Below are 20,414 nucleotides of genomic sequence, written 5' to 3'. Positions count from 1 at the left end.
GGCATGCTGGGAGAGGTCGGCCATGGCACGAGTTTAAGGGGACACGAACCAAAATCCTAAGTCATAATTTCGCAAACCCTAAGCGGCCGGGACGCCGGTGGCATGAAACGACCGTGGAGAACAGGTGGGTGCGGGAGCCGTCCGGTTGGTGGGCGCCGCGGGCGCTCTTGCCGTCCACCGCCACCGCCCGCACCGTGGGGGGCAGACCATGCGGCGAGCCAGGCGTGCAGCACCGCATCCAGCACATCCGGGTCCACCGCTCCCAGCACCCGCCGGAACGTCGAGAGTCCGGGAACGGCCCGACCGACGCCCAACCGGGCCCGGAAGACGGCCGGCACGTCCTCCGCCCAACGGGCGATCGAGGACAGGGACCGGGCACCGGCGGCCATCGCCGCCAGGGCCAGCGTCAGCACGGTCGCCAGCGCAGGGCGCACACCCTGCGGTTTGCGCGGGTCCGGCAGCGAAAGGAGAGGACCTGCCACAACTCGATGCGCCCCTGCGAGTCAGGCAAGTCTGATTGGCCATCGGGGGCGCGGACGACCGATGATACGGGTGCGCACAACAGCACGGCAGCCTCCAGGACTCGTGAATGGCTTTGAACACCTCCCACGATCCGACCGGGCGCCGTGCCCGTGCCGTTTATACACCCTCCCCGGCGTGTTGTCACCCCGCCACGCCGACAACTCGACTTTGAACAGGCCCTGGCCGCAAGGTAGTGTTTTCATGTCCAATTGTGACCCTTGACACGGGCTGATGCATGCAGAAATAATGTTTATATTCATTATTAATGTTTAGCCTTCACGAGGAGAGCCGCATGACGCTTGAATTCCGCAGTGTGATTGACAAGATGACGGCCACCCCGGATCGGCCCAAGCGCAACGCACCCACGCCGATCCGACTGTCCCAGAACGAGCTGCCGTGGGGCCCCCCTGAGCTGGTGCTCAACGCCATGATCGAAGCGCTCCAGACGGTCAACCGCTACCCCGACTACCATCGCACTGCGGCCCGCGCCGCAGTCGCCGATGCAGCGGGAGTCCCGGCCGAATGGGTGGCAGTGGATAACGGTTCGGGATCGTTGCTACATGGACTGGCCCGGCTCGTCATCGAACCGGGCAAGAATGCCGTCTACGGGTGGCCGTCCTTCGAGGCCTACCCCGCCTCCGTCTCCCTCGCCGGCGGCACCCCCTCGCCGACCGACCTCAACGCCGAGGGTGCCATGGATCTCGCGGCGCTGCGTGCCTCGATCGACGAGTCGACCCGGCTGGTGCACGTGTGCAACCCCAACAACCCCACCGGCGGCTTCATTGGCATCGACGAACTCCGGGACTTCATGGACAGCGTTCCCGAAAACATCCTGGTTGTCTTGGACGAGGCCTACCGCGAGTTCGTCACGGCCGAGTCGGCCTCGGAAACCATTGCCCTCGTGCGCGAGTTCGGGAACCTCGCCATCGTGCGGACGTTGTCCAAATCCTTTGGGCTCGCCGGGGTCCGTGCGGGCTACGTCATCGCCCAGGAACCGATCGCGCTCGGGCTTCGCCGCAGCTCCGTCGGATTCGCCCTGAACTCGGTGGCAGAAGCCGCCATCATTGCAGCATTCAGCCCGGCGGGACTGGCGATCGCCGAGGCGCGTGTCGGGGAGATCGTCGCGGAGCGTGAGCGATTCCTTGCTGCGCTGCGCACCGCGGGCGTCTCCCACCTGCCGACCCAGTCGAACTTCGTGTTCATCCACGGCGACGTGGCCGACCTGACCCGGAGTTTCGAGGCCCGGGGCGTCATGTCGCGCCCCTTCCCGCATGCCGGCGGCGTCCGCATCACCATTGGGGCACCCGCCGAGAATGACGCAGCACTTGCCGTCTTCGGCTGAACAGTCGCTGCCCGACACCGTGTCGATATCAGCGGGCCGCTCTTCGGAAGGCTGCATGATGACCCAGATCACCACGCACTCATACGCTGAGGTACGCAGCGGACAACGTCGCATATCGGCCGGTTTCCGTGCCCCCATCCGTTTGCATGAAGGGATTTAACAGTGCCTGATATGGACCTGCTCGCTGACCGGCGGGCCTCAGCACGGCGCTCCATCACGAGCGGTGCCATGTGGAGTGTTTTCCTCATGGCACTCACGGTGATCTTCGTCTATCCCGTGCTGATGATCGTCATCGGCGCATTCCGTGACGGCCTTCCCTCGCAGAAGATGCCGTTCACCATGGAAGGCCTCGTCCAGGCCGTCACCTCTGAGGATACGTGGACCACGCTGAGCAACTCGATAATTCTGGTGCTCGTCTGCGGCACAATCGCGACGGTGGGCGGCGGGTTTTTCGCATGGATCGCCGCCAGCACCAACGTGCCGGGCCGGCGTCTCTTGACTCCGCTGATGGTCATCAACCTCTTTGTGCCACCGCTGTTTAACACCTTCGGATGGCTGATGCTCGGAAACCAGCAGAACGGGTTGCTCAATCAGTTCGCGCGGACCCTGGGGATCGAGGGATCGATCATGAATATCCAGTCCTGGGGCGGCCTCTGTCTACTCATGTCGCTGGGCTACATGCCGTTTGCCTACTTGCTCATGCTTGGTGCGTTCAAGAATCGCGATCAGTCACTCGACGAGGCCGCGCAGATCAGTGGAGCGGGGACGCTGCGAACCTTTTTCACGATTACGGTTCCATCGATCGGCCCAGCAATATCCGGCGCCGCGATTCTCATCATGGTGCTGGTTTTCCAGGCATTCGATGCCCCGCAGCTGATTGGGCGGCAGGCAGGCATCTACGTCTTCTCGACGCAGATCTATCATTACATTCGTGATGAGACGCCCGGCAAATACACGGCCGGGTTTGCGCTGTCACTGGTGCTGATCGTCCTGGTGATCCTGCTCTTCCTGTTGCAGCGATGGATGCTCCGCGGACGCAACTTCACCACGCTCACGGGCAAGACCTCGCGACGCGAACCGCAAGAGCTTGGCCCGGTCCGCTGGGTCTTCTCCATCGTCATCGTGCTGTTCATGGTGCTGAACTTCCTGCTGCCGCTGTTCGCCATGGTGCTGGGCAGCCTCCAGCCGATTTTCGGCGTGATGAGCACCGGGCTCACGCTTGATAACTATGTGCGTGTGCTCACCGACCCCCAGCTCAGCTCGAGCTTGACGCTGACCGCTTGGATGTCGATCCTGGGCGGGCTCCTCTCGATGTGCGCTGCCCTGGTGACAAGCTATGTGGTGCTTCGCCGCCGCGGGTTCATCAAGTCGTACACCTCGCTTGCCGTTTGGATTCCCTGGGCACTGCCCGGCATCGTACTGGCCCTTGCCTACCTCTTCGCCGTGCTCTCGATCCCGGCAACGCGCGGGCTGTATGGCACAGCGACGCTGATGATCCTGGTCCTCGTCGTCGGCACCATCCCGCTCTCGAGCAGGATCGCCGAAGGCGCACTGGCACAGCTTTCCCCGGAACTGGAGGAAGCCGGCCGCACCTCCGGCGCGAACGCCCTGCGCGTCCTAGTGACCATTGTGCTGCGCCTGGTGGTGCCGAGCTTCCTAGCCGGCTGGTTCTTGTCCATGCTGTTTATATCCGGCAACCTTGCCATCCCGATGCTGCTTGCACCTCCCGGCCTGCAGCCCGTCTCGCAGACCGCATTCCAGATGTTCCTGGTGGGAGACATGTCCGGCGGTGCGGCGTTGTTCATGGTCATCCTGATTGCGGCCGCCGCCGTCGCCGTACTTTCCGGCCTGTCGATGTACTTCGCAAACCGTATCCAGCGCCGCGCCGGCAAGGCACCGACTGGTGTATCGTCCCTGACCCACATTGCGTCCTAATACACACAACCGAGAGGAAGAATGACGATGTTCTACCGCAATAAATTGATGACGGCCTTCGGGTTCGCCCTGGTTGGCTCGCTCGCATTCACCGCATGTTCATCCGGGGCACCCGAAGTCAAGGCGGGCGGCGCCCCGGTTGAAGTGCCCGGCGCCTCGGCTAAGGCAAACGAGTTCATGAACAAGCTCTATCAGGAAGCGCTGTCCTCCGGCAAGACGGATATCGTCATGTACGGGCCCTCCCCGAGCGCAAACAAGGCCCTGAACCAGGTGTTCCTTGACCGCTTCCCGGGCATTAAGATCGTGCCGCAGGATCAGGCGGACGCGCAGACCCTGACCAAGCTCGATGTTGAGGCCGCGAGCGGGAACCGCATCGCGGACCTCTATATTGGTGGTGAATCGCCCCAGGCCGCGGCAAAGGACAACATCTGCACGCCTGTCGATATCCAAACCACCCCCGCTGGTTTCAAGGTTCCCGCCCAAAACGACGGAAAGCTGCTGCTCTTCGCCTACCGATACTTTGGTTTCGTCTACAACACCAACATGGTGACGAAGGAGGAAGCCCCGAAGTCCTGGCACGATCTGCTCGATCCCAAGTGGAAGGGAAAGATTCTCATCGGCGACCCGACGGTGCCCGGCGGTATGCAATACATCGTCACCTCGATGATGCTCCCAGAAACCGAGGCGAAGTGGGGCAAGCCGTTCATGGAGCAGCTGGCCAAGCAGGATCTGAACTTCAGCCAGTCCGAGCCGACCGTGCCCTCTGATGTGGCAAGCGGTCGATTCCCAATCGGCATCGGTGTTTACTCGGGCTTCTATGATGGCCAGAAGAGCAAGGGCGCGCCGCTCAACATGGTCTTCCCGCTTGATGACGGCGGGAACTTCCTGTCGCGCTCGGGTCTGTGCCAGATTAAGGATGGGCCGCACCCTGACGCCACTTCGCTCTACCTGAACTGGTTGTTCACCCAGGAGGGCCAGGACGCGCTTGGCGAGAAAAACCAGTCCTACGGGGTGCTTCCCACGGCACCTGGCCCGGCCGGAGCGCCGCCGCTCGCTGAGCTCAAGCACCTCCCGTTCGCGAACCCGGACCCGAAATTCAACGCGCCGTACTTCGATTACATCACCAAGCTGTTCAAGAAGTCCTGAGAAGAGAGTATCGATCAGAAATGACTGAAGTCCTGGTTTCTGGGTTGACCAAACGGTACGGCAGCAAGCTGGCCCTCCACGGGCTCGACTTGCAGATCGCACCCGGAGAATTTGTCACGCTTCTCGGCCCCTCGGGCTGCGGCAAGACGACAACGCTGCGCTGCCTTGCCGGCCTCGAGCGACCAACCACCGGCACGATCACCATGGGTGGTCGGGCCGTGGTCGACACCGAACGCGGGGTCTTCGTGCCCGCGGACAAGCGGAAGGTTGGCATGGTCTTCCAGAGTTACGCGCTGTGGCCTCACATGAGCGTTTCCGAAAACGTCGCGTACCCCCTCAAGGTCGCACGACTCGGAAGCCAGGACCGTCAGCAGCGGGTTCACGAGATGCTCGACGCAGTCGGCCTGGCCGGCTACGAAAAGCGTCAGGTGACCGCCCTGTCGGGTGGCCAACAGCAGCGCGTGGCTCTCGCTCGCGCCCTGGCCGCCCGGCCGGGCATCATCTTCTACGACGAACCCCTCTCCAACCTCGATTCCAAGTTGCGCTACCAGCTGGGCCAGCAGGTCCGCTCGTTGCACGACCAATTCGAGACGACTTCCGTATACGTCACCCATGACCAGGAGGAAGCGATCACGCTTTCGGACCGGATCGTCGTGATGAACGAGGGCGAGATCATGCAAGACGGCTCGCCTGCCGAACTGTTCGACAGACCGAACTCGGCCTACGTGGCCGACTTCATGGGATTCCAAAACATTCTCCCCGGAGAAGTCGTTGGCGTGGACAACGGCATTGCAGATGTCAAGATCGACGAGACGTCACTGGTAGTCAGCGGCACGACAACCACCCGGGCGACCCTCGGGGACCGGGTCAACGTCGCTTTCCGCGCCGCGCACATTCGCGTGCATGCGGATGCGACGAGCGACCCCGGCCGATTCGAAGGCATCGTCGAGCGCACCACGTACTTGGGCAACGCCACGAACCTGCTGATCCGCGCGGATGGACTTCCGCTGCGCGTACGACTTGAAACGTCAGATCTACGCATCGACGAAATGCCGGCCGTCGGCGACCGACTCGGCTTCTCGGTGAATCCGGCACGCGCCGTGGTGATTGATGTGATCCAGCGTGAAGAGCCGCAGAGCGACGAATTCCTGACAACGAAGACCAGTGCACTTGTTGCACCCCGCTGACGCGCACCAAGATTCATAGAAAGGAAACCACATGAGTCAAATGACCGGCCTCAAGTCCGACGAGGGCCTCGTTCGCGAGCTTGCGGAAATCAGTGGGCGCACGGACACGCGAGATGTCCTGGCGCACGCGACAAAGCAGGCGAAGGAGAAGTTCGACGACTACTTCATTGTCGACATTGACGCCCACGTCTCAGAAGACCAGTTCTGGGGCGAGGTGCTCGAGCTCATTGACAACGATGTGTGGAAGCAAATCGGCATGGACCAATTTGACAAGTTCGCAGGCAACAACGCCCTGCTGAACATCTCCCCGGGTTTGTCCCACCAGAGTGTAGGCGGCCGTATCGGGCACCAGGGCCGCAAGGAACCCGTCGAGGGCACCGAAGGCCACCCGTTCGTCACCGCCGCCAAGCGCGGCATGGACGCCATGGGCCTTGACTACCAGGTGGTCTTCCCCAGCGCGATGCTGCTGCTGGGCATGCACCCCCAGGAGGAGATCGAAGTTGTCCTGGGACGCGCCTTCAACCGTTGGCTTACCGAGGTCATCCTGCCGAAGAACCCGCGGCTGAAGGGCATGCTGTACCTGCCGTACAACACCCCCGAGGTTTGTGAAGAGCTCGTCGAGAAGTACGCGGACCACCCCGGAATCATCGGGTACACCGTGTGCTCCACGCGCAACAACCCCGTGCACTCCGATGTCTACACCCGCCTGTACTCGCTGATAGAGGAGAGCGGCAAGCCCTTGGCATTCCACTCGGGATACCACTGGGGCGACCCGTCGTTCGCGCAGCTGAACCGGTTCCTGTCGATGCACGCGCTTTCCTTCACGCACTACAACCAGATCCACGTGACCAACTGGATCATCAACGCAATGCCCGAACGCTTCCCGAAGATCAAGATGATCTGGGTTGAGAGCGGCCTTGCCTGGATTCCGTTCCTGATGCAGCGCCTGGACCACGAGGTGCTGATGCGTCCGAGTGAGGCGCCGGGGCTCACCAAGCTTCCGAGCGAGTACATGAAGGAAATGTACTACTCGACCCAGCCGATGGAGCGCAACAACATGGAGCTGCTCGAGGCGACGATGAAGGCCTTCAATGCCGAGACCCAGCTGCTTTACTCCTCCGACTGGCCGCACTGGGACTGGGATTCCCCGTCAACCATTACGGACCTGCCGTTCCTCTCCGAACAGGCCAAGCGCAACATCCTGGGGCTCAATGCCGCACGGGTGTTCAACCTCCCCACCGACCGAATGAAGCCATCAGCGGAGCAAGTGCTCCAGGAACGACCCGGGATCTCCTGACATGACTACTGTGACCACCAAAGACACCTTGACCGAACTCTCCGAGACGGTTGAGCGACTGACCGAACTGACACGCCAGGTCACCGAGCAGCAGCTCGCCGCCGACGTGTCGGATAAGCAGATTGCCGACGTGCTCTACGCAGCGGCGCGGCTCTTCTCCGCCAAGACCGACCGCGTGGGCAAGCTCGCCTGGCCGATCACGCCGGACGCCCTGAACGCCACCGAGACGGTTGTCCTGGTGACGGCCCTGCTCGACGCGGCCGACATCAATCTCTTTGACATGGCGATCTGGTTCAGGAGGGCGGAATGAGCGCGACCAAACAGAAGCGCGACTTCGTCGTCGCGCAGCTTGAGGATCTCAAGGAGCGCGAGCGCATCGTCGTTGACGCGGACGGCACCGAGGTCGGCCTGTACTTCTACGCCGACAAGGTCCGCGCCTGGTCCAACGTCTGCCCGCACTCGGGCGGACCGGTATGCCAGGGCAAGATGATGCCACGCACCGTGCAGCTGGTGGTGGGCGACCGCAAGAGCGGCGGCCCGGGTTTCCACCCCACCGACCGCAACATCGTTTGCCCGTGGCACGGATTTGAGTTCGACGTGCTCACCGGCAAGCATCCGGCGGACCAGCGGGTGGGGCTTCGGTCGGTTCCCGTTCGCGTGGAGGACGGCGAAGTCATCATTTCCATCTAGCAACACCCCTCCAAGGCGATGCGGGCGACAAACAGTCGCCCGCATCCTTTTATAAGCGTGAAGGACAATCATGAATCGTTGGGATCTGGGCGAAGCCGAGGGCCGCATCTACTCGGGCGGCTGGCGCGAGGGCGGCGGCGGAGTGCTTGAGGTGACCTCGCCGGGCGACGGCGGCACCATCGGACGGATCGGCATCGCCGATGGGCATGATGTGGAACGTGCCGGTGCTCTCGCCGCCGAGGCACAAGTGGTTTGGGGCAGGGCCCCGTACCGCGAACGCGCCGATGTGCTGACCCGAGCCGCTGCTGTCCTGCGCGAGACGCGGGCCGATCTCGAGCTCGTGCTCGTGCGCGAAAGCGGTTCGCTCCCGACCAAGGCAGCCCACGAGGTGGACAAGGCCATCGACGAACTCATCGCGGCGGCGAGCCTTGTCACCCTGTCGCAGGGCGACATCCTCCCGGTGGAGGACCCGAGCGTGCTGGGCCTGGCCCGTCGCGTCCCGGTGGGCGTCGTCGGTGTCATTGCCCCATGGAATGCACCGCTCATGCTCGCCATGCGCTCGGTGGCCCCGGCCATTGCCCTGGGCAACGCGGTAATCGTGAAACCGGATGTGAAAACGGCATTCTCCGGCGGCGCCGTCATCGCGGAAATTTTCGAGCGGGCAGGACTTCCGCGGGACCTCCTGCACATCCTTCCGGGCGGGCCGGACACGGGGGAAGCGCTTGTCAGCTCCCCGCACACGAGCGTCATCGCCTTCACTGGCTCCACTGTGGCCGGCAAGCGCGTGGGTGAGGTCGCCGGAGGCCTGATGAAACGCGTGATCCTGGAACTCGGCGGCAACAACGCGGCGATCGTGATGCGTGATGCAGACCTAGACGTTGCTGTGGCGAACGGGGTTGCCGGCAGCTTCCGGCACCAGGGGCAGATCTGCATGGCCACCGGCCGCCACCTTGTGCACGAGAGCGTCGCCGATGAGTACGTGGCGCGACTCGGTGCGGCCGCCGCTAAGATGCGTGTCGGCGACCCGCTCGGCGAGGGCGTCACCCTTGGCCCGCTTATCAACCAGACGCAGGCGGAGCGTGTGCAACGCATTGTCGATGACGCGGTGGCCGGCGGGGCGCGGATCGTGCAGGGCGGCACGCACGATGGCGCGTTCTACCAGCCAACCGTGCTCGAAGGCGTCGACGCCGGCAATGTGGCATTCCAGCAGGAGATCTTTGGCCCGGTGGCACCGGTGACCCGCTTTGCCACGGAAGAAGAGGCGCTCGAGCTCGCACACGAGAGCGCATACGGGCTCTCGGCGTCGATCCACAGCCGGGACATCTCCCGGGCACTGGGGTTCGCTTCCAGGCTGCGCGCTGGCATGGTCGCGCTCAACGGCCAGACGATCTACGACGCGGCCCACATCCCGATGGGCGGCCTGGGGGCTTCGGGCAACGGCGGCCGGCACGGCGGGCACTGGAACCTTGACGAGTTCACGTTCTGGCAGTGGGTGACGGTGCCCTCGAGCGCGGGGTGATTCGCCCCGCGCTCGAGGGCCCGCACGGGGGAGGCGGAGGCGGGCTGTTTTGGCAGCCCGGCCCCGCCTTTTGCGTGCCAGGGAGGGCCCGAAAACAGGTGAGCGCTGCCCGTTCCGACACCGTGTCGGAACGGGCAGCGCGAGATTCCCGCAGCCAGCTGATCTTCTGCAAGACGGGTTCACATACTGTCGAATTACAGATTATTGGTCTGCCCGACGCGGGAGTCGAGCGGCAGAAGTAAGGAGTCAGACGATGGATATTTCCGGCTCGACGGGTGCTATGACCGGCGAACAATTCAAACGGAGCCTGAACGACGGCCGCGATGTGTGGCTGGATGGGAAGCGCATCGACAACGTTGCCGAACATCCCGCCCTCAAGCCAACAGTCGACGAATTCGCCCGCCTGCTGGACCTGCGTTTCGAGACGGCCGAAACGCGGGCCACCACGCTCTTCGAGTCGGCGGAGACCGGCAACCAGGTCAGCTGCGCATTCTCGCTTCCGAAGACGAAGCAGGAGCTGCGCGCGAAGTTCGCCGCCTCGGAGTGGTGGATGAACGAGAGCCTCGGCCAGCTCGGCCGCTCGCCCGACTTCATGTCCAACGTCGTCGCCGGCCTCGTCGACTACGCGGACGAGCTCGAGGGGAACCGCCCGGGTTTCGGTCGGAACGCACGCAACTACCACCGCTATGCGATGGAGAACGACCTCGTGCTCACGCACGCGCTCGGTGACCCGCAGATCGATCGCGGCGCCAGCCCGCTCGACGATCCCGACCTGGCGCTGCGCGTCGTCGAGGAACGCGAGGACGGCGTGGTGCTGCGCGGCGCGAAGCAGCTGGCGACTCTTGCCCCGTTCTCCAACGAGGTGCTCGTCTACCTCAACGGGGTGACGGCCGCCCGCGGCGCCGAGGACTTCGTCATCTGGTTCGCGCTGCCGATGAACGCACCCGGACTGAAGATCCTGTTGCGCGAACCGCTCGGGAACCCGGAAAGCGGCCACAGCCACCCGCTGAGCAACAAGTACGACGAGCAGGACGCAATGCTGTTCTTCGACGACGTCTTTCTGCCGCGCGAACGCATCTTCCTGCTCGGGGACAGCCTGCGCGCCCTCAAAGGCCTGGGCCGGATCAACGCCTGGAGCCTGCAAAGCACCCACATCCGCTTCCTGGCCCGCATGAAGTTCTTCACCTCGGTCGCCAAGAAGCTCGCCCACGCCATCGGCGTTGACACCTTCCGCGGCATTCAGGAGCAGCTCGGCGAGCTCGTCTCCTACGCCCAGACGCTCGAGCTCGGCATCAAGGGCGCGGAGGCAGACTCCGGCTTCAGCCCGGCGGGACACCTGGTCCCCGCGCACAGCAACGGACTGGGCTTCTGGTCAGCCGACATTTCAGCGCGCATGGTCCAGATCATGCGCCAGATCGCCGCCTCGGGCCTGATCATGCAGCCGACCGAGGCGGACCTGGCCAGCCCCGAGCTGCGCCCATTCCTCGACCTCTACATGCGCGGACACGACATCGGTGCCGCCGAGAAGGCCCGCCTGTTCCGACTCGGCTGGGAACTCGCCGGTTCCGGTTTCGGCATGCGCCAGGAACTCTACGAATACCTGCACCGAGGGGATCCGGGAGCCGGCCGCACTCGACTGCTGCGCACCTACGACACGTCGGCCATCGACGCTCGCGTTGAGAAGCTGATCAGCGCCCCGCTGAATGACCCGGCCCTCGCCGGCGCCTGAGCATCCCCGAAACCACAGAAGGATTAGGAACTCATGATCATCGACGTCCACGGACACATGTCAGCCCCGAACGACTACTACGCCTGGAAGGCCTCGCTGCTCTCGCACCGCGGCGCCCACGGCGGAAAGCCGCCGGTCATCAGCGACGATGCGCTCATCGCCTCGTACCATGAGCCGCACCCCAGCTTCGGGAACATCTCGCACATGGAGCACATCGACAAGGCCGGCATCGACCTGCAGCTGATCTCGCCGCGCCCGTTCCAGATGATGCACAGCGAGCGCCCGGCCAAGCTTGTTGACTGGTTCACCGAAGAGACGAACAACCTGATCTACCGCACCACCGAACTCTTCCCGGGCCGCTTCAAGGGCGTCGCCGGACTGCCGCAGAGCCCGGACTTCACCCCGGCACAGTGGACCAGGGAACTGCGCCGCACCGTCACCGAGCTGGGTTTTGTCGGCGCCATGCTGAACCCGGACCCGCACGAGGGTATGCAGGCCCCGCCGGCGCTCGGCGACGAGTACTGGTACCCGGTGTACGAGGAACTCTGTGCACTGGACGTCCCGGTGCTGATCCACGCCGCCGGATGCAAGCCACCGGCACGCGAACCGTACAGCCTGCATTTCATCCAGGAGGAGACTGTCGGCATCTGGAGCCTGATCAACTCAAACGTGCTCAAGGACTTCCCGGACCTGAAGGTCATCGTCTCGCACGGCGGCGGTGCCATCCCGTATCAGGTCGGCCGCTTCCTCCCCTCTGTGGTGCGCACCGGCGTCTCCTACCTCGACAAGCTGCGCAGCCTGTACTTCGACTCCTGCCTGTACACCCAGGACAGCCTCGAACTGCTGATGAAGGTCGTCGGCACCGACCGCGTGCTGTTCGGCTCGGAGAAGCCGGGCACCGGTTCGCAGATCGATCCCGAGACCGGCCGCTGGTTCGACGACATCCACCTGCTCATCAACGACATCGACTGGCTTGAGACGGAGGGCCGCGAGGCCGTCTTCGAAGGTAACGCCCGCAAGCTGTTCCGACTGTAGCCCAGAGACCAGAAAGGATCATCCATGACCGAGATCGTTGCCGGCATCGGCACCTCGCACGGCCCACAACTCAAGGCAGCACCGCCCGCGGCCTGGGAGACTCGTGGTGTCGCGGACCGCAAGAGCAAGAACCTGAAATTCCGCGGAGGCACCTACTCCTACGAAGAACTGCGCGAAATACGTGAGGACTTCTCGCACGAGATCACCCACGAGGTGATGCAGCGCCGCTGGGACAGCTGCCAGGGTTCGATGGACAAATTGTCCGCATTCATCAAGGAACAGGACGTCGACGTCCTGGTGATCGTCTCGAGCGACCACAAGGAAACGTACGGCGACGAGCTGCTCTCACCCTTCGCCATCTATTGGGGCGACTCGGTGCAGCACGTGCCTTACACGCAGGAACAGCTCGACGCGATGGCGCCGGGCCTGGCCGAGGCGGCCACGGGCGACGTTCCGGACCACCCGATCGAACGCCCCACGCACCGGGCCCTGGGACGGCACCTGATCCAGTCCGTGCAGCAGGAGGACTTCGACGTCTCGGCGTCCGAGGTGCTACCGGCTGGGCGCTACGGGAACCACACCATTCCGCATGGCTTCGGCTTCATCTATCAGCGGTTCATGGGGGAGGACTCGATGGTCCCGATGGTCCCGGTGTTCATCAACACCTTCTGGGAGCCGAACCCGCCGACGGCCAAACGCTGCTACGACTTCGGCCGTGCGCTGGGACGGGCGATCCAGTCCTTCCCGGGTGACCTGCGCGTCGGCGTCGTCGCCTCCGGTGGGCTCAGCCACTTCGTCATCGATGAGAAGCTCGACAACGAGTTCTGCGAGGCAATGCGGAACCACGACGCGGAGTACCTCTCCAGCGTTCCGGCCTCCGAGATGATGTCCGGTGCCTCTGAACTGCGCAACTGGATCGCCGTGGCCGGCATCACCGACGAGGTGGGCCTCTCCGTCACCAAGGTCGACTACGAGCCGGCCTACCGCACCGAGGCGGGCACCGGCAACGCCATGGGCTTCGTCGTCTGGGAGCGTGGCTAGGAATGGGACAGACACCTGCTGAAACCATTGCCGCACTGCGCGGGCTCGACAGCTGTGCCGTCTCGGATGCGCTCGACACCCTCGGGCTGCCCGGTGCCGTGATGGGCCTTGCACCGATGTGGCCCTCGGGCAGCGTGACTGCCGGACGTGTGCGTACAGTGAGCGCGGCGCCCAAGTCCAGTGCGGGGCCAGCAACCCACATTGCCACCTCGCTCGTGGCCGGCGCCGATCCCGATGACGTAGTGGTGATCGATAACCATGGCCGGAGAGACGTTTCCTGCTGGGGAGGACTGCTCGCCGAGGCGGCTGTGCAGCGCGGCATCGCCGGGGTCATCGTTGACGGCGCCTGCCGCGACGTCCAGGAAAGCGCTGCGCTCGGACTGGGCCTCTACGCCCGGAACGCCGTATCGGTCAGCGCCCGCGGCCGCATCGTCCAGCAGGCCATGGACGAGCGCATCCAGGTCGCCGGCGTCGCAGTCGCCCCGCATGACTACGTCATTGCCGATGTCAACGGCGTCGTATTCGTCGCTGCTGAGCACGCTGAGCGCGTCGTCGGGCTCGCCCAGCGGATCGTCGAGCGCGAGGCCCGCATGGCCGAGGCGGTACGCGCCGGCCGCGACGTCAGCGAGGTCATGCATGATTCCCAGTTCCCCACTGTCACAGCGGAGTAAACCATGACAGAACCAATCATCACCCGTTTCGCCAAGCTCGGCACCGCCACCGTCTCTGACGCGCTGGACAAGCTAGGCCGGCCCGGCAGCATGCTGGGCATGGCGCCGCTGGCAGATAACCAGCACATGATCGGTCGCGCCTTCACAGTGCGGTATGTCAGCGCACAGACCCCGGCCGGCACGGTTGGCGATTTCATCGACCAGGTCGAGCCGGGCCAGGTCGTGGTGCTGGATAACGACGGGCGCGTTGACTGCACAGTCTGGGGGGACATCCTCACAGCAGTCGCCAGCCACCGCGGCATCTCCGGCACTGTGATCGAGGGGGTCTGCCGCGACACGTACCGGGCCCTGTCGATCAACTACCCGATCTTCAGCCGCGGCCGCTTCATGCGCACCGGCAAGGACCGGGTCGAGGTGGCTGAGGAACAGGGCCCGGTCACCATCGGCGGCGTCACAGTCCGCCCCGGTGACATCCTGCTGGGCGACTCGGACGGCGTCGTCGCGATTCCCCGTGACTGCGAGGAAGAGGTCCTGGAGATCGCCGAGTCGATCGGGGAGCGCGAGGAGTCGATCCTGGCCGCGGCGCTGGCCGGGGCCACTATTGCCGAGGCCCGTGCCCGGTTCGGCTACCACAACCTGCAGCGGAAGGGCGCATCATGAGCGAGTTCGAGGCCGACCTCGATGCCGACAGCGCCGAATTGCTGCGGCTCGGGTCGGCGACCCTGTATGAGGCATCGGGCAGCGACTGCTTCCTGGATGCCGACTTCCGGCCGGCCTGGGACGGGGCCGAGTTCGTCGGCCGGGCGCTGCCGCTGAGCGCGCAGGCTGGGGACAACCTCGCCCTGCACCACGGCATCGAGGAGGCCGGGGACGGGGACGTGCTCGTCGTCGATGGCGGCGGGGCACGGTTCGGCTACTGGGGCGAGGTCATGGCAGTTGCTGCGCTGAACCGCGGCATCCGCGGGCTAGTGATCGACGGAGGCGTCCGCGACACGGCGCGGCTTGCGCAGTTGGGCTTCCCGGCCTTCAGCACCTCGATCTCCATCCGTGGAACGATCAAGCAGTGGCCGGGCGTGCTCGGTTCACCTGTGACGCTGCGTGGGCGTGTTATCCGCCGAGGCGACGTGGTGGTGGCAGACCGCGACGGGGTGGCCATCCTTCCCGCCGGGCGCTACGTAGCGATCCTCGACGCGGCCCGGGGCCGCGCGGCCAAGGAGGAGCGCATCATGGAACGCCTGCGTGCGGGGGAGACGACGCTTGACCTGTATGGCCTCCGCCCCCTGGGATCACCCGTTTCAGATACCAAACAAACAGCACCAAACCACCTGTGAGGTAGCCATGTCCACCGATGAAGAACAGCAGCACCGACTCGACAGCTTCCGCCAGGCGGCAGGCAGGTTCGCCTCGGGCGTCACCGTCGTGACAACGGCCTACGACGACCACGTCTACGGCATCACTGCAACGTCATTCGTGTCGTTGTCACTGAACCCGTTGCTGGTGACGGTGTCGATCAACGTGAACAGCCCGATGCTCGACGAGATCCGCGGCAGTGGGGTGTTCGCGATCAACGTGCTCGCCAACGACCAACAGCACGTTTCCTCGTACTTCGCCCGCCGCGGCCGCGGCCGGAGCAAGGGCGCCTTCGACGAGGTCGAGGCGCACGTCGAGACGACAGGTGCCCCGGTGGTCACCGGCGCGCTCAGCTGGTTCGACTGCACGGTGCACACCATGCTCGACGGCGGGGACCACACGATCTTGGTGGGAGAGGTGAAGGCCGCCGGCGGCGGCACGGGCGAGCCGCTGCTGTACTGGTCGGGGAACTACCGCGAGCTCGGGCAGGAAGAGCAGAACGCGGCCGAGGAAAACGCGCTCACCGATGACATCCACCGGATCGCCGATTCCCTCTCGGTGCAGCTGCACATGCATGGGATGAGCACCGCCCAGCTGATCGAGGCCCAGCAAGCCGTCGAACCGGAGGCCGCCGCCCTTGCCGCACGCGATGCGAACGACGAGCAGATCGCCCAGTTGCGTGCCCTGGTCGAGGAGGCCGAGCTGCACACCGGCGATGCTGCATGCTTCAACCCGCTGTCGCTGGAATTTCACGACCGGCTCGGGCTGTTGAGCGGAAACCCTGCGATCGCTGCCGCCGTTTCGGCACTTAACCGCCCGCGCGAGAGCCGTTACGCGGCGGACACCACCTCGGAGCGGGCCAGCCGTGCAGCAGGTGCCCACCGGTGGATCCTCGAGGCGATCGAGGCCCGTGACGAGGACGCCGCCCGCCGCCTGATGTCGGAGCACCTGGGCACAGTCGCCGTGGGCATCCTGCACTGAATCACGAGGCACCGCCTCAGAGACACATGGAGTGAAATGTCAGAATCACTGGATGCAGAAGTCATCATCATCGGGGCGGGCCCCGTGGGGCTCGTCGCGGCACTCGACCTGAGTTCCCGCGGGATCAGCAGCATCGTTGTCGAGAAGCGCGAGTTTCTCGAGCCACCGAACGTGAAGTGCAACCACGTAGCCTCACGCACGATGGAGAGCTTCCGCAGGCTCGGCATCGCCGCGGAAGTGCGCCGTTCGGGCCTGCCGACCGACCACCCGCAGGACGTCGCGTTCCGCACGTCCCTGACCGGCCTCGAGTTCGGGCGGATTCCGATTCCCGCGAGCGGGGATCGGTACACCTCCACCACCGGGCCGGACACCTCGTGGCGCACACCCGAACCGCCACACCGCATCAATCAGACCTTCCTCGAGCCGATCCTCACCCAGCACGTTGCCCAGGCCCCGGGCGTGACACTGCTTAACAGCACGCTGTTCGTCTCGCTGGCGCAGGACGAGGCCTCGGTTTCGGTCGAGATCACTGACCTGGACGGGGGCAACCCGCGCACCCTGCGCGGAGGCTACGTGATAGGTGCCGACGGCGGAAGCTCCAAGGTGCGCAAGCAGCTGGGGCTGACATTGGGTGGCGACCCGGTGCTGGCGCACGTGCAGTCCACCTGCATCCGCACCGATAAGCTCTACGGGCTGATGGGCGCCGAGGAACCGCGGGCCTGGGGCTACTACACGTTCAACAACCGGCGCTCCGGGCACGTGTACTCCATCGACGGGCATGAGACGTTCCTCGTGCACACCTACCTGACGGCGGAGGAGGTGGCGGACAGGTCGGTCGACCGGGAGTCGGCCATCCGCGCGATCCTGGGCGTGGATGCTGACTTCGAATACGATGTCATCTCGGAGGAGGACTGGATCGCGCGCCGGCTGCTCGCTGACAGCTTCCGCGATGGGCGGGTCTTCATTGCCGGGGATGCGAGCCACCTGTGGGTGCCGTTCGCCGGATTCGGGATGAACGCCGGCATCGCCGACGTCCTGAACCTCACCTGGTTGCTCGGCGCACACCTGAACGGCTGGGCGGAAGAGGGAATCCTCGATGCCTACGAGGCCGAGCGCCAGCCGATTACAGACCAGGTCTCGCGCTTTGCGATGAGCCACCAGCAGAAGCTGGCGCGGCCGAACATGCCGGTGGACCTCGAGGAGGACGGCCCCGAGGGGGAGGCCTCGCGCCGGCGGTTCGGCCAGGCCGTCACCGAACTCAATACACAGCAGTTCGCCGCCGCAGGGTTGAACTACGGCTATGTCTACGACGGTTCGCCGATCATCTCGTACGACGACGAGAGCGCCCCAGACTACACGATGGGCAGCTTCACCGCCTCGACGGTGCCGGGTTGCCGGGCGCCGCACTTCTGGCTCGAGGACGGCAGCTCCCTGTATGACCACTTCTCGCAGGGGTACAGCCTCATTGCGGTGCGCGGGAGCGATACCTCTCAGCTCGTCGAAGAGGCACATGCCAACGGCGTGCCGTTCACCGTCATCGAGGTGGCTCCCGAGCTGCTGCCCGAGGAATACCGCTATCCGCTCACGCTCGTGCGGCAGGACCAGCACGTTGTCTGGCGCGGCACCGAGGTGCCTGCCGACGCGACGACGCTCTTGGCCTGCCTGCGTGGGGCCCACCGCGTCATGGCGAAGTAAGGGGGACTATCGCACCGGGTCCATCCCTGCGATTCCCGGTCTGCGCGTGTACCGCGGCTGGTGGGAGGTCTGCTTGTTCATGGCCCAGTCGGAGACGAGGCCGGCGCCAACGAGCCGGTCCGTGAGTTGGGCCAGGCGGTAGGCCGGGTCGGCTTCGAGGTCCTGCCGGTCGGTTCGAGCGTAGAGGGGGGGAGCACTTGCTCGACCCGATCGACGCGGGCCCAGCGTGGTGACTTCGTCTGGCCCCGGAGCAGGTCGGACATAGGCTCGTCGAGACCGGGGATGTCGGCGAGGAGGTGATCCCGCACGGAGACGAACTTGAGGTAGGCAATCAGCTCAGCGTCGTCGTCGTTCGGCATGCCGGGTCCGTCCAGCGCCCGCCGGATCTTACCTCTCCGCCTGGTGCACGGATCTCTTGTGAGGCCTTCTGCTTACACGCCTGAAGCCTGCAATCCGCATCCACGCCCGCTACCGCTATGTGGCATGGACAGACTCCATTCTTTGTCGAATCTTTGTCGAAGGTGGTCGCCCTGACCTTCGAAGGTAGTAGAGGTCCATTCACGCGGATCCGGAGCCGAGCGTGTACGACGCCTGGTATGCGGTCGTCCGTTCCCGGCCTGTGTGGAGACGATGCCACCTTCCTCGAAGGCAAATATCCAGAAGCCACGCCCTGCAAAGACGAAAGAATCCCCGCCATGGCGGGGATTCTTTCGTCTACAGTGCTGCGACGACGGGGGACGCTGCGGTCAGGGGGACATCGGAGACGGTCTGCACAAACCGCTTGATGCGCGGGTCGGCGTTGGGTCCAAAGACCGATTCCGGCGGACCCTGTTGACCCACGGCCCCGTCCTCCATGAAGACCACCCAGTCCGCCACGTCGCGGGCCAGCTTCATTTCGTGGGTGACGATCACCATGGTGATGCCCTCCTGCGCCAGGTCGGCGATGACCGCGAGCACCTCCTGGACGAGCTCCGGATCCAGCGCTGACGTGGGTTCGTCGAAGAGCATGACGGACGGCTTCATCGCCAACGCCCGGGCGATGGCCACGCGCTGCTGCTGGCCACCGGAGAGCTGGTGCGGGTACTTCTTGGCATGGGCGGCCATGCCCACCTTGCCGAGCAGCTCCATGCCGAAGGCCTCGGCCTCGGCTCCGGACATTTGCCGTAGCTGGACGGGTGCCAGTGTCACGTTTTCCAGCACGGTCTTGTGCGGGAAGAGGTTGAACCGTTGGAACACCATGCCCACATTGCGCCGCTGGAGCGCGATGTCCTTGTCGGACAGGGCAACAATCCGCCCCTGCGGGCCACGCTTGTTGCCAAGCAGCTGGCCGTTGACCTCGATCACGCCGCCGTCGGCCGGTTCCAGATGGTTCAGCGTGCGCACCAGCGTGGTCTTGCCGGAGCCTGACGGGCCGATCACCACCACCACCTCGCCGGCATGGACATCGACGTCGACGCCCTTGAGCACCTGGTTGCCGTGGAAGGACTTGGTCACGCCCCGCGCATGGACCAGCTTCTCGCCGTCATGGGTGCGGCGTTCGCGGCCGCGGGCCACCCGGCAATCGGCGGCGCAGTCCGGCTCGGTCTGCAGGGCCGGGCGCCGTCTGTTGACGTCGAGCTTGCGCTCCAACAGGGCACGGAGTTGGTCGAACACCGTCACCAGCAGGACGTAGAAGACGGCGACGGCCAGCAGCGTTTCCAGTACCAGGAAGTTCTGCGTGTACAGGCGCTGGCCCACCAACAGGATCTCCTGCAGTGAGATCACGCTGGCCAGCGACGTCAGCTTCAGGATGGAGATGAACTCGTTGCCCAGTGCGGGGAGCGCAATCCGGAAGGCCTGGGGAATGACCACGTGGCGCTGGACGTGTCCGTACGGCAAGCCCAGTGCGCGTGCCGCCTCGCGCTGGTCGATGGAGACGGCGAGCAGGCCGCCGCGGTGGATTTCGGCCATGTAGGCGGCCTCGCTGAGGACCAGTGCAATGAGCGCGGCGTTGAACGAGGAGCCCAGGATCACCTGGGTGGCCGGGAAGACCTGCGGAATGTTGTACGCGAAGACCAGCAGCACCAGTAGCGGCAGCGACCGGAAGAGCCAGACGTAGACGCCGGCAACCCTGGAGAGCAGCTTGGACCGCGATTCCTTCATCAGGGCCAGAAGGATTCCCGCGATGTTCGCAATGACCCAGGCGAGAACACTAAGTGCGACGACGACGCCGGCGGCCTTCCAGAGGTCGGGATCTCCGAAGAGGGAGAACATGTAAGCCCAGTCGAAGGTCAT

18 protein-coding genes are annotated in these 20,414 nt (G+C 64.8%); 16 read left to right on the top strand and 2 right to left on the bottom strand.

Translation table 11 applies throughout. From position 1 onward, the window contains the following. Nucleotides 1-56: 56 nt before the first annotated feature. Nucleotides 57-482, bottom strand: coding sequence for a transposase family protein (locus EJC77_RS21630; RefSeq protein ID WP_125614953.1), 426 nt, complete (start codon nt 480-482; stop codon nt 57-59). Nucleotides 483-814: 332 nt separating this feature from the next. Between EJC77_RS21630 and EJC77_RS16195 the strand changes: the two genes are divergently transcribed. From EJC77_RS16195 to EJC77_RS16120, 16 genes are all read left to right on the top strand, one after another. Continuing rightward, on the top strand, nt 815-1,864 hold the full coding sequence (locus EJC77_RS16195) for an aminotransferase class I/II-fold pyridoxal phosphate-dependent enzyme (protein WP_125614950.1): 1,050 nt from the start codon (nt 815-817) through the stop codon (nt 1,862-1,864). A gap of 171 nt (nt 1,865-2,035) precedes the next feature. Continuing rightward, entirely contained in the window at nt 2,036-3,799 is a 1,764-nt protein-coding gene (locus tag EJC77_RS16190; protein ID WP_125614965.1) for an ABC transporter permease, read from the top strand. 21 nt (nt 3,800-3,820) lie between these two features. Then, entirely contained in the window at nt 3,821-4,945 is a 1,125-nt protein-coding gene (locus EJC77_RS16185) for an ABC transporter substrate-binding protein (RefSeq protein ID WP_240630303.1), read from the top strand. A gap of 20 nt (nt 4,946-4,965) precedes the next feature. After that, nucleotides 4,966-6,132 carry an ABC transporter ATP-binding protein gene (locus tag EJC77_RS16180; RefSeq protein ID WP_125614947.1) on the top strand — a complete coding sequence of 389 codons (1,167 nt, stop codon included), beginning with the start codon at nt 4,966-4,968 and terminating at the stop codon, nt 6,130-6,132. A 31-nt stretch (nt 6,133-6,163) separates the two neighbouring features. Beyond that, nucleotides 6,164-7,429, top strand: a complete 1,266-nt coding sequence (locus tag EJC77_RS16175) for an amidohydrolase family protein (RefSeq protein WP_205787412.1) — start codon at nt 6,164-6,166, stop codon at nt 7,427-7,429. A gap of 1 nt (nt 7,430) precedes the next feature. Beyond that, a complete protein-coding gene (locus EJC77_RS16170; RefSeq protein ID WP_125614944.1) occupies nt 7,431-7,739 on the top strand; it encodes a hypothetical protein in 309 nt (102 codons plus the stop codon). Further along, complete coding sequence (locus EJC77_RS16165) at nt 7,736-8,119, top strand: Rieske (2Fe-2S) protein (RefSeq protein WP_125614941.1); 384 nt, start codon at nt 7,736-7,738, stop codon at nt 8,117-8,119. Before EJC77_RS16170 ends, EJC77_RS16165 begins: the two co-directional genes overlap by 4 nt. A 70-nt stretch (nt 8,120-8,189) precedes the next feature. Beyond that, on the top strand, nt 8,190-9,638 hold the full coding sequence (locus EJC77_RS16160; RefSeq protein ID WP_125614938.1) for an aldehyde dehydrogenase family protein: 1,449 nt from the start codon (nt 8,190-8,192) through the stop codon (nt 9,636-9,638). Nucleotides 9,639-9,891: 253 nt separating this feature from the next. Beyond that, entirely contained in the window at nt 9,892-11,367 is a 1,476-nt protein-coding gene (locus tag EJC77_RS16155) for a 4-hydroxyphenylacetate 3-hydroxylase family protein (protein ID WP_125614936.1), read from the top strand. A 33-nt stretch (nt 11,368-11,400) separates the two neighbouring features. After that, entirely contained in the window at nt 11,401-12,402 is a 1,002-nt protein-coding gene (locus EJC77_RS16150; protein WP_125614933.1) for an amidohydrolase family protein, read from the top strand. A 24-nt stretch (nt 12,403-12,426) separates the two neighbouring features. After that, nucleotides 12,427-13,443, top strand: coding sequence for a DODA-type extradiol aromatic ring-opening family dioxygenase (locus EJC77_RS16145; RefSeq protein WP_125614930.1), 1,017 nt, complete (start codon nt 12,427-12,429; stop codon nt 13,441-13,443). A 2-nt stretch (nt 13,444-13,445) separates the two neighbouring features. Beyond that, a complete protein-coding gene (locus EJC77_RS16140) occupies nt 13,446-14,114 on the top strand; it encodes an RraA family protein (protein ID WP_125614927.1) in 669 nt (222 codons plus the stop codon). A gap of 3 nt (nt 14,115-14,117) precedes the next feature. After that, entirely contained in the window at nt 14,118-14,774 is a 657-nt protein-coding gene (locus EJC77_RS16135; RefSeq protein WP_125614924.1) for an RraA family protein, read from the top strand. Further along, a complete protein-coding gene (locus EJC77_RS16130) occupies nt 14,771-15,445 on the top strand; it encodes an RraA family protein (protein WP_125614921.1) in 675 nt (224 codons plus the stop codon). The genes EJC77_RS16135 and EJC77_RS16130 overlap by 4 nt, the downstream gene beginning before the upstream one ends. Then, a complete protein-coding gene (locus tag EJC77_RS16125; RefSeq protein WP_240630302.1) occupies nt 15,381-16,445 on the top strand; it encodes a flavin reductase in 1,065 nt (354 codons plus the stop codon). The genes EJC77_RS16130 and EJC77_RS16125 overlap by 65 nt, the downstream gene beginning before the upstream one ends. Before the next feature lie 36 nt (nt 16,446-16,481). Next, a complete protein-coding gene (locus EJC77_RS16120) occupies nt 16,482-18,140 on the top strand; it encodes an FAD-dependent oxidoreductase (protein ID WP_125614916.1) in 1,659 nt (552 codons plus the stop codon). 714 nt (nt 18,141-18,854) lie between these two features. On the opposite strand, the gene EJC77_RS21625 is transcribed toward EJC77_RS16120, so the two are convergent. After that, a complete protein-coding gene (locus tag EJC77_RS21625; protein WP_125614913.1) occupies nt 18,855-20,414 on the bottom strand; it encodes an amino acid ABC transporter permease/ATP-binding protein in 1,560 nt (519 codons plus the stop codon).

The sequence above is a fragment of the Specibacter cremeus genome (assembly GCF_003946885.1).
Lineage (GTDB): Bacteria > Actinomycetota > Actinomycetes > Actinomycetales > Micrococcaceae > Specibacter > Specibacter cremeus.
The sequence above is the reverse complement of the archived record's forward strand: the minus strand, read 5'-3'. Positions and strand labels throughout refer to the sequence as shown.

Excerpts from the sequence above, each read along its gene's own strand:
- EJC77_RS16125 (WP_240630302.1), top strand. The coding sequence starts at position 15,381 with ATGGCCTCCGCCCCCTGGGATCACCCGTTTCAGATACCAAACAAACAG.
- EJC77_RS16185 (WP_240630303.1), top strand. The coding sequence starts at position 3,821 with ATGACGATGTTCTACCGCAATAAATTGATGACGGCCTTCGGGTTCGCC.
- EJC77_RS16180 (WP_125614947.1), top strand. The coding sequence starts at position 4,966 with ATGACTGAAGTCCTGGTTTCTGGGTTGACCAAACGGTACGGCAGCAAG.
- EJC77_RS16140 (WP_125614927.1), top strand. The coding sequence starts at position 13,446 with ATGGGACAGACACCTGCTGAAACCATTGCCGCACTGCGCGGGCTCGAC.
- EJC77_RS16135 (WP_125614924.1), top strand. The coding sequence starts at position 14,118 with ATGACAGAACCAATCATCACCCGTTTCGCCAAGCTCGGCACCGCCACC.
- EJC77_RS16175 (WP_205787412.1), top strand. The coding sequence starts at position 6,164 with ATGAGTCAAATGACCGGCCTCAAGTCCGACGAGGGCCTCGTTCGCGAG.
- EJC77_RS16170 (WP_125614944.1), top strand. The coding sequence starts at position 7,431 with ATGACTACTGTGACCACCAAAGACACCTTGACCGAACTCTCCGAGACG.
- EJC77_RS16155 (WP_125614936.1), top strand. The coding sequence starts at position 9,892 with ATGGATATTTCCGGCTCGACGGGTGCTATGACCGGCGAACAATTCAAA.
- EJC77_RS16120 (WP_125614916.1), top strand. The coding sequence starts at position 16,482 with ATGTCAGAATCACTGGATGCAGAAGTCATCATCATCGGGGCGGGCCCC.
- EJC77_RS16160 (WP_125614938.1), top strand. The coding sequence starts at position 8,190 with ATGAATCGTTGGGATCTGGGCGAAGCCGAGGGCCGCATCTACTCGGGC.
- EJC77_RS16165 (WP_125614941.1), top strand. The coding sequence starts at position 7,736 with ATGAGCGCGACCAAACAGAAGCGCGACTTCGTCGTCGCGCAGCTTGAG.
- EJC77_RS16195 (WP_125614950.1), top strand. The coding sequence starts at position 815 with ATGACGCTTGAATTCCGCAGTGTGATTGACAAGATGACGGCCACCCCG.
- EJC77_RS16150 (WP_125614933.1), top strand. The coding sequence starts at position 11,401 with ATGATCATCGACGTCCACGGACACATGTCAGCCCCGAACGACTACTAC.
- EJC77_RS21625 (WP_125614913.1), bottom strand. The coding sequence starts at position 20,414 with ATGACCTTCGACTGGGCTTACATGTTCTCCCTCTTCGGAGATCCCGAC.
- EJC77_RS16130 (WP_125614921.1), top strand. The coding sequence starts at position 14,771 with ATGAGCGAGTTCGAGGCCGACCTCGATGCCGACAGCGCCGAATTGCTG.
- EJC77_RS16190 (WP_125614965.1), top strand. The coding sequence starts at position 2,036 with ATGGACCTGCTCGCTGACCGGCGGGCCTCAGCACGGCGCTCCATCACG.
- EJC77_RS16145 (WP_125614930.1), top strand. The coding sequence starts at position 12,427 with ATGACCGAGATCGTTGCCGGCATCGGCACCTCGCACGGCCCACAACTC.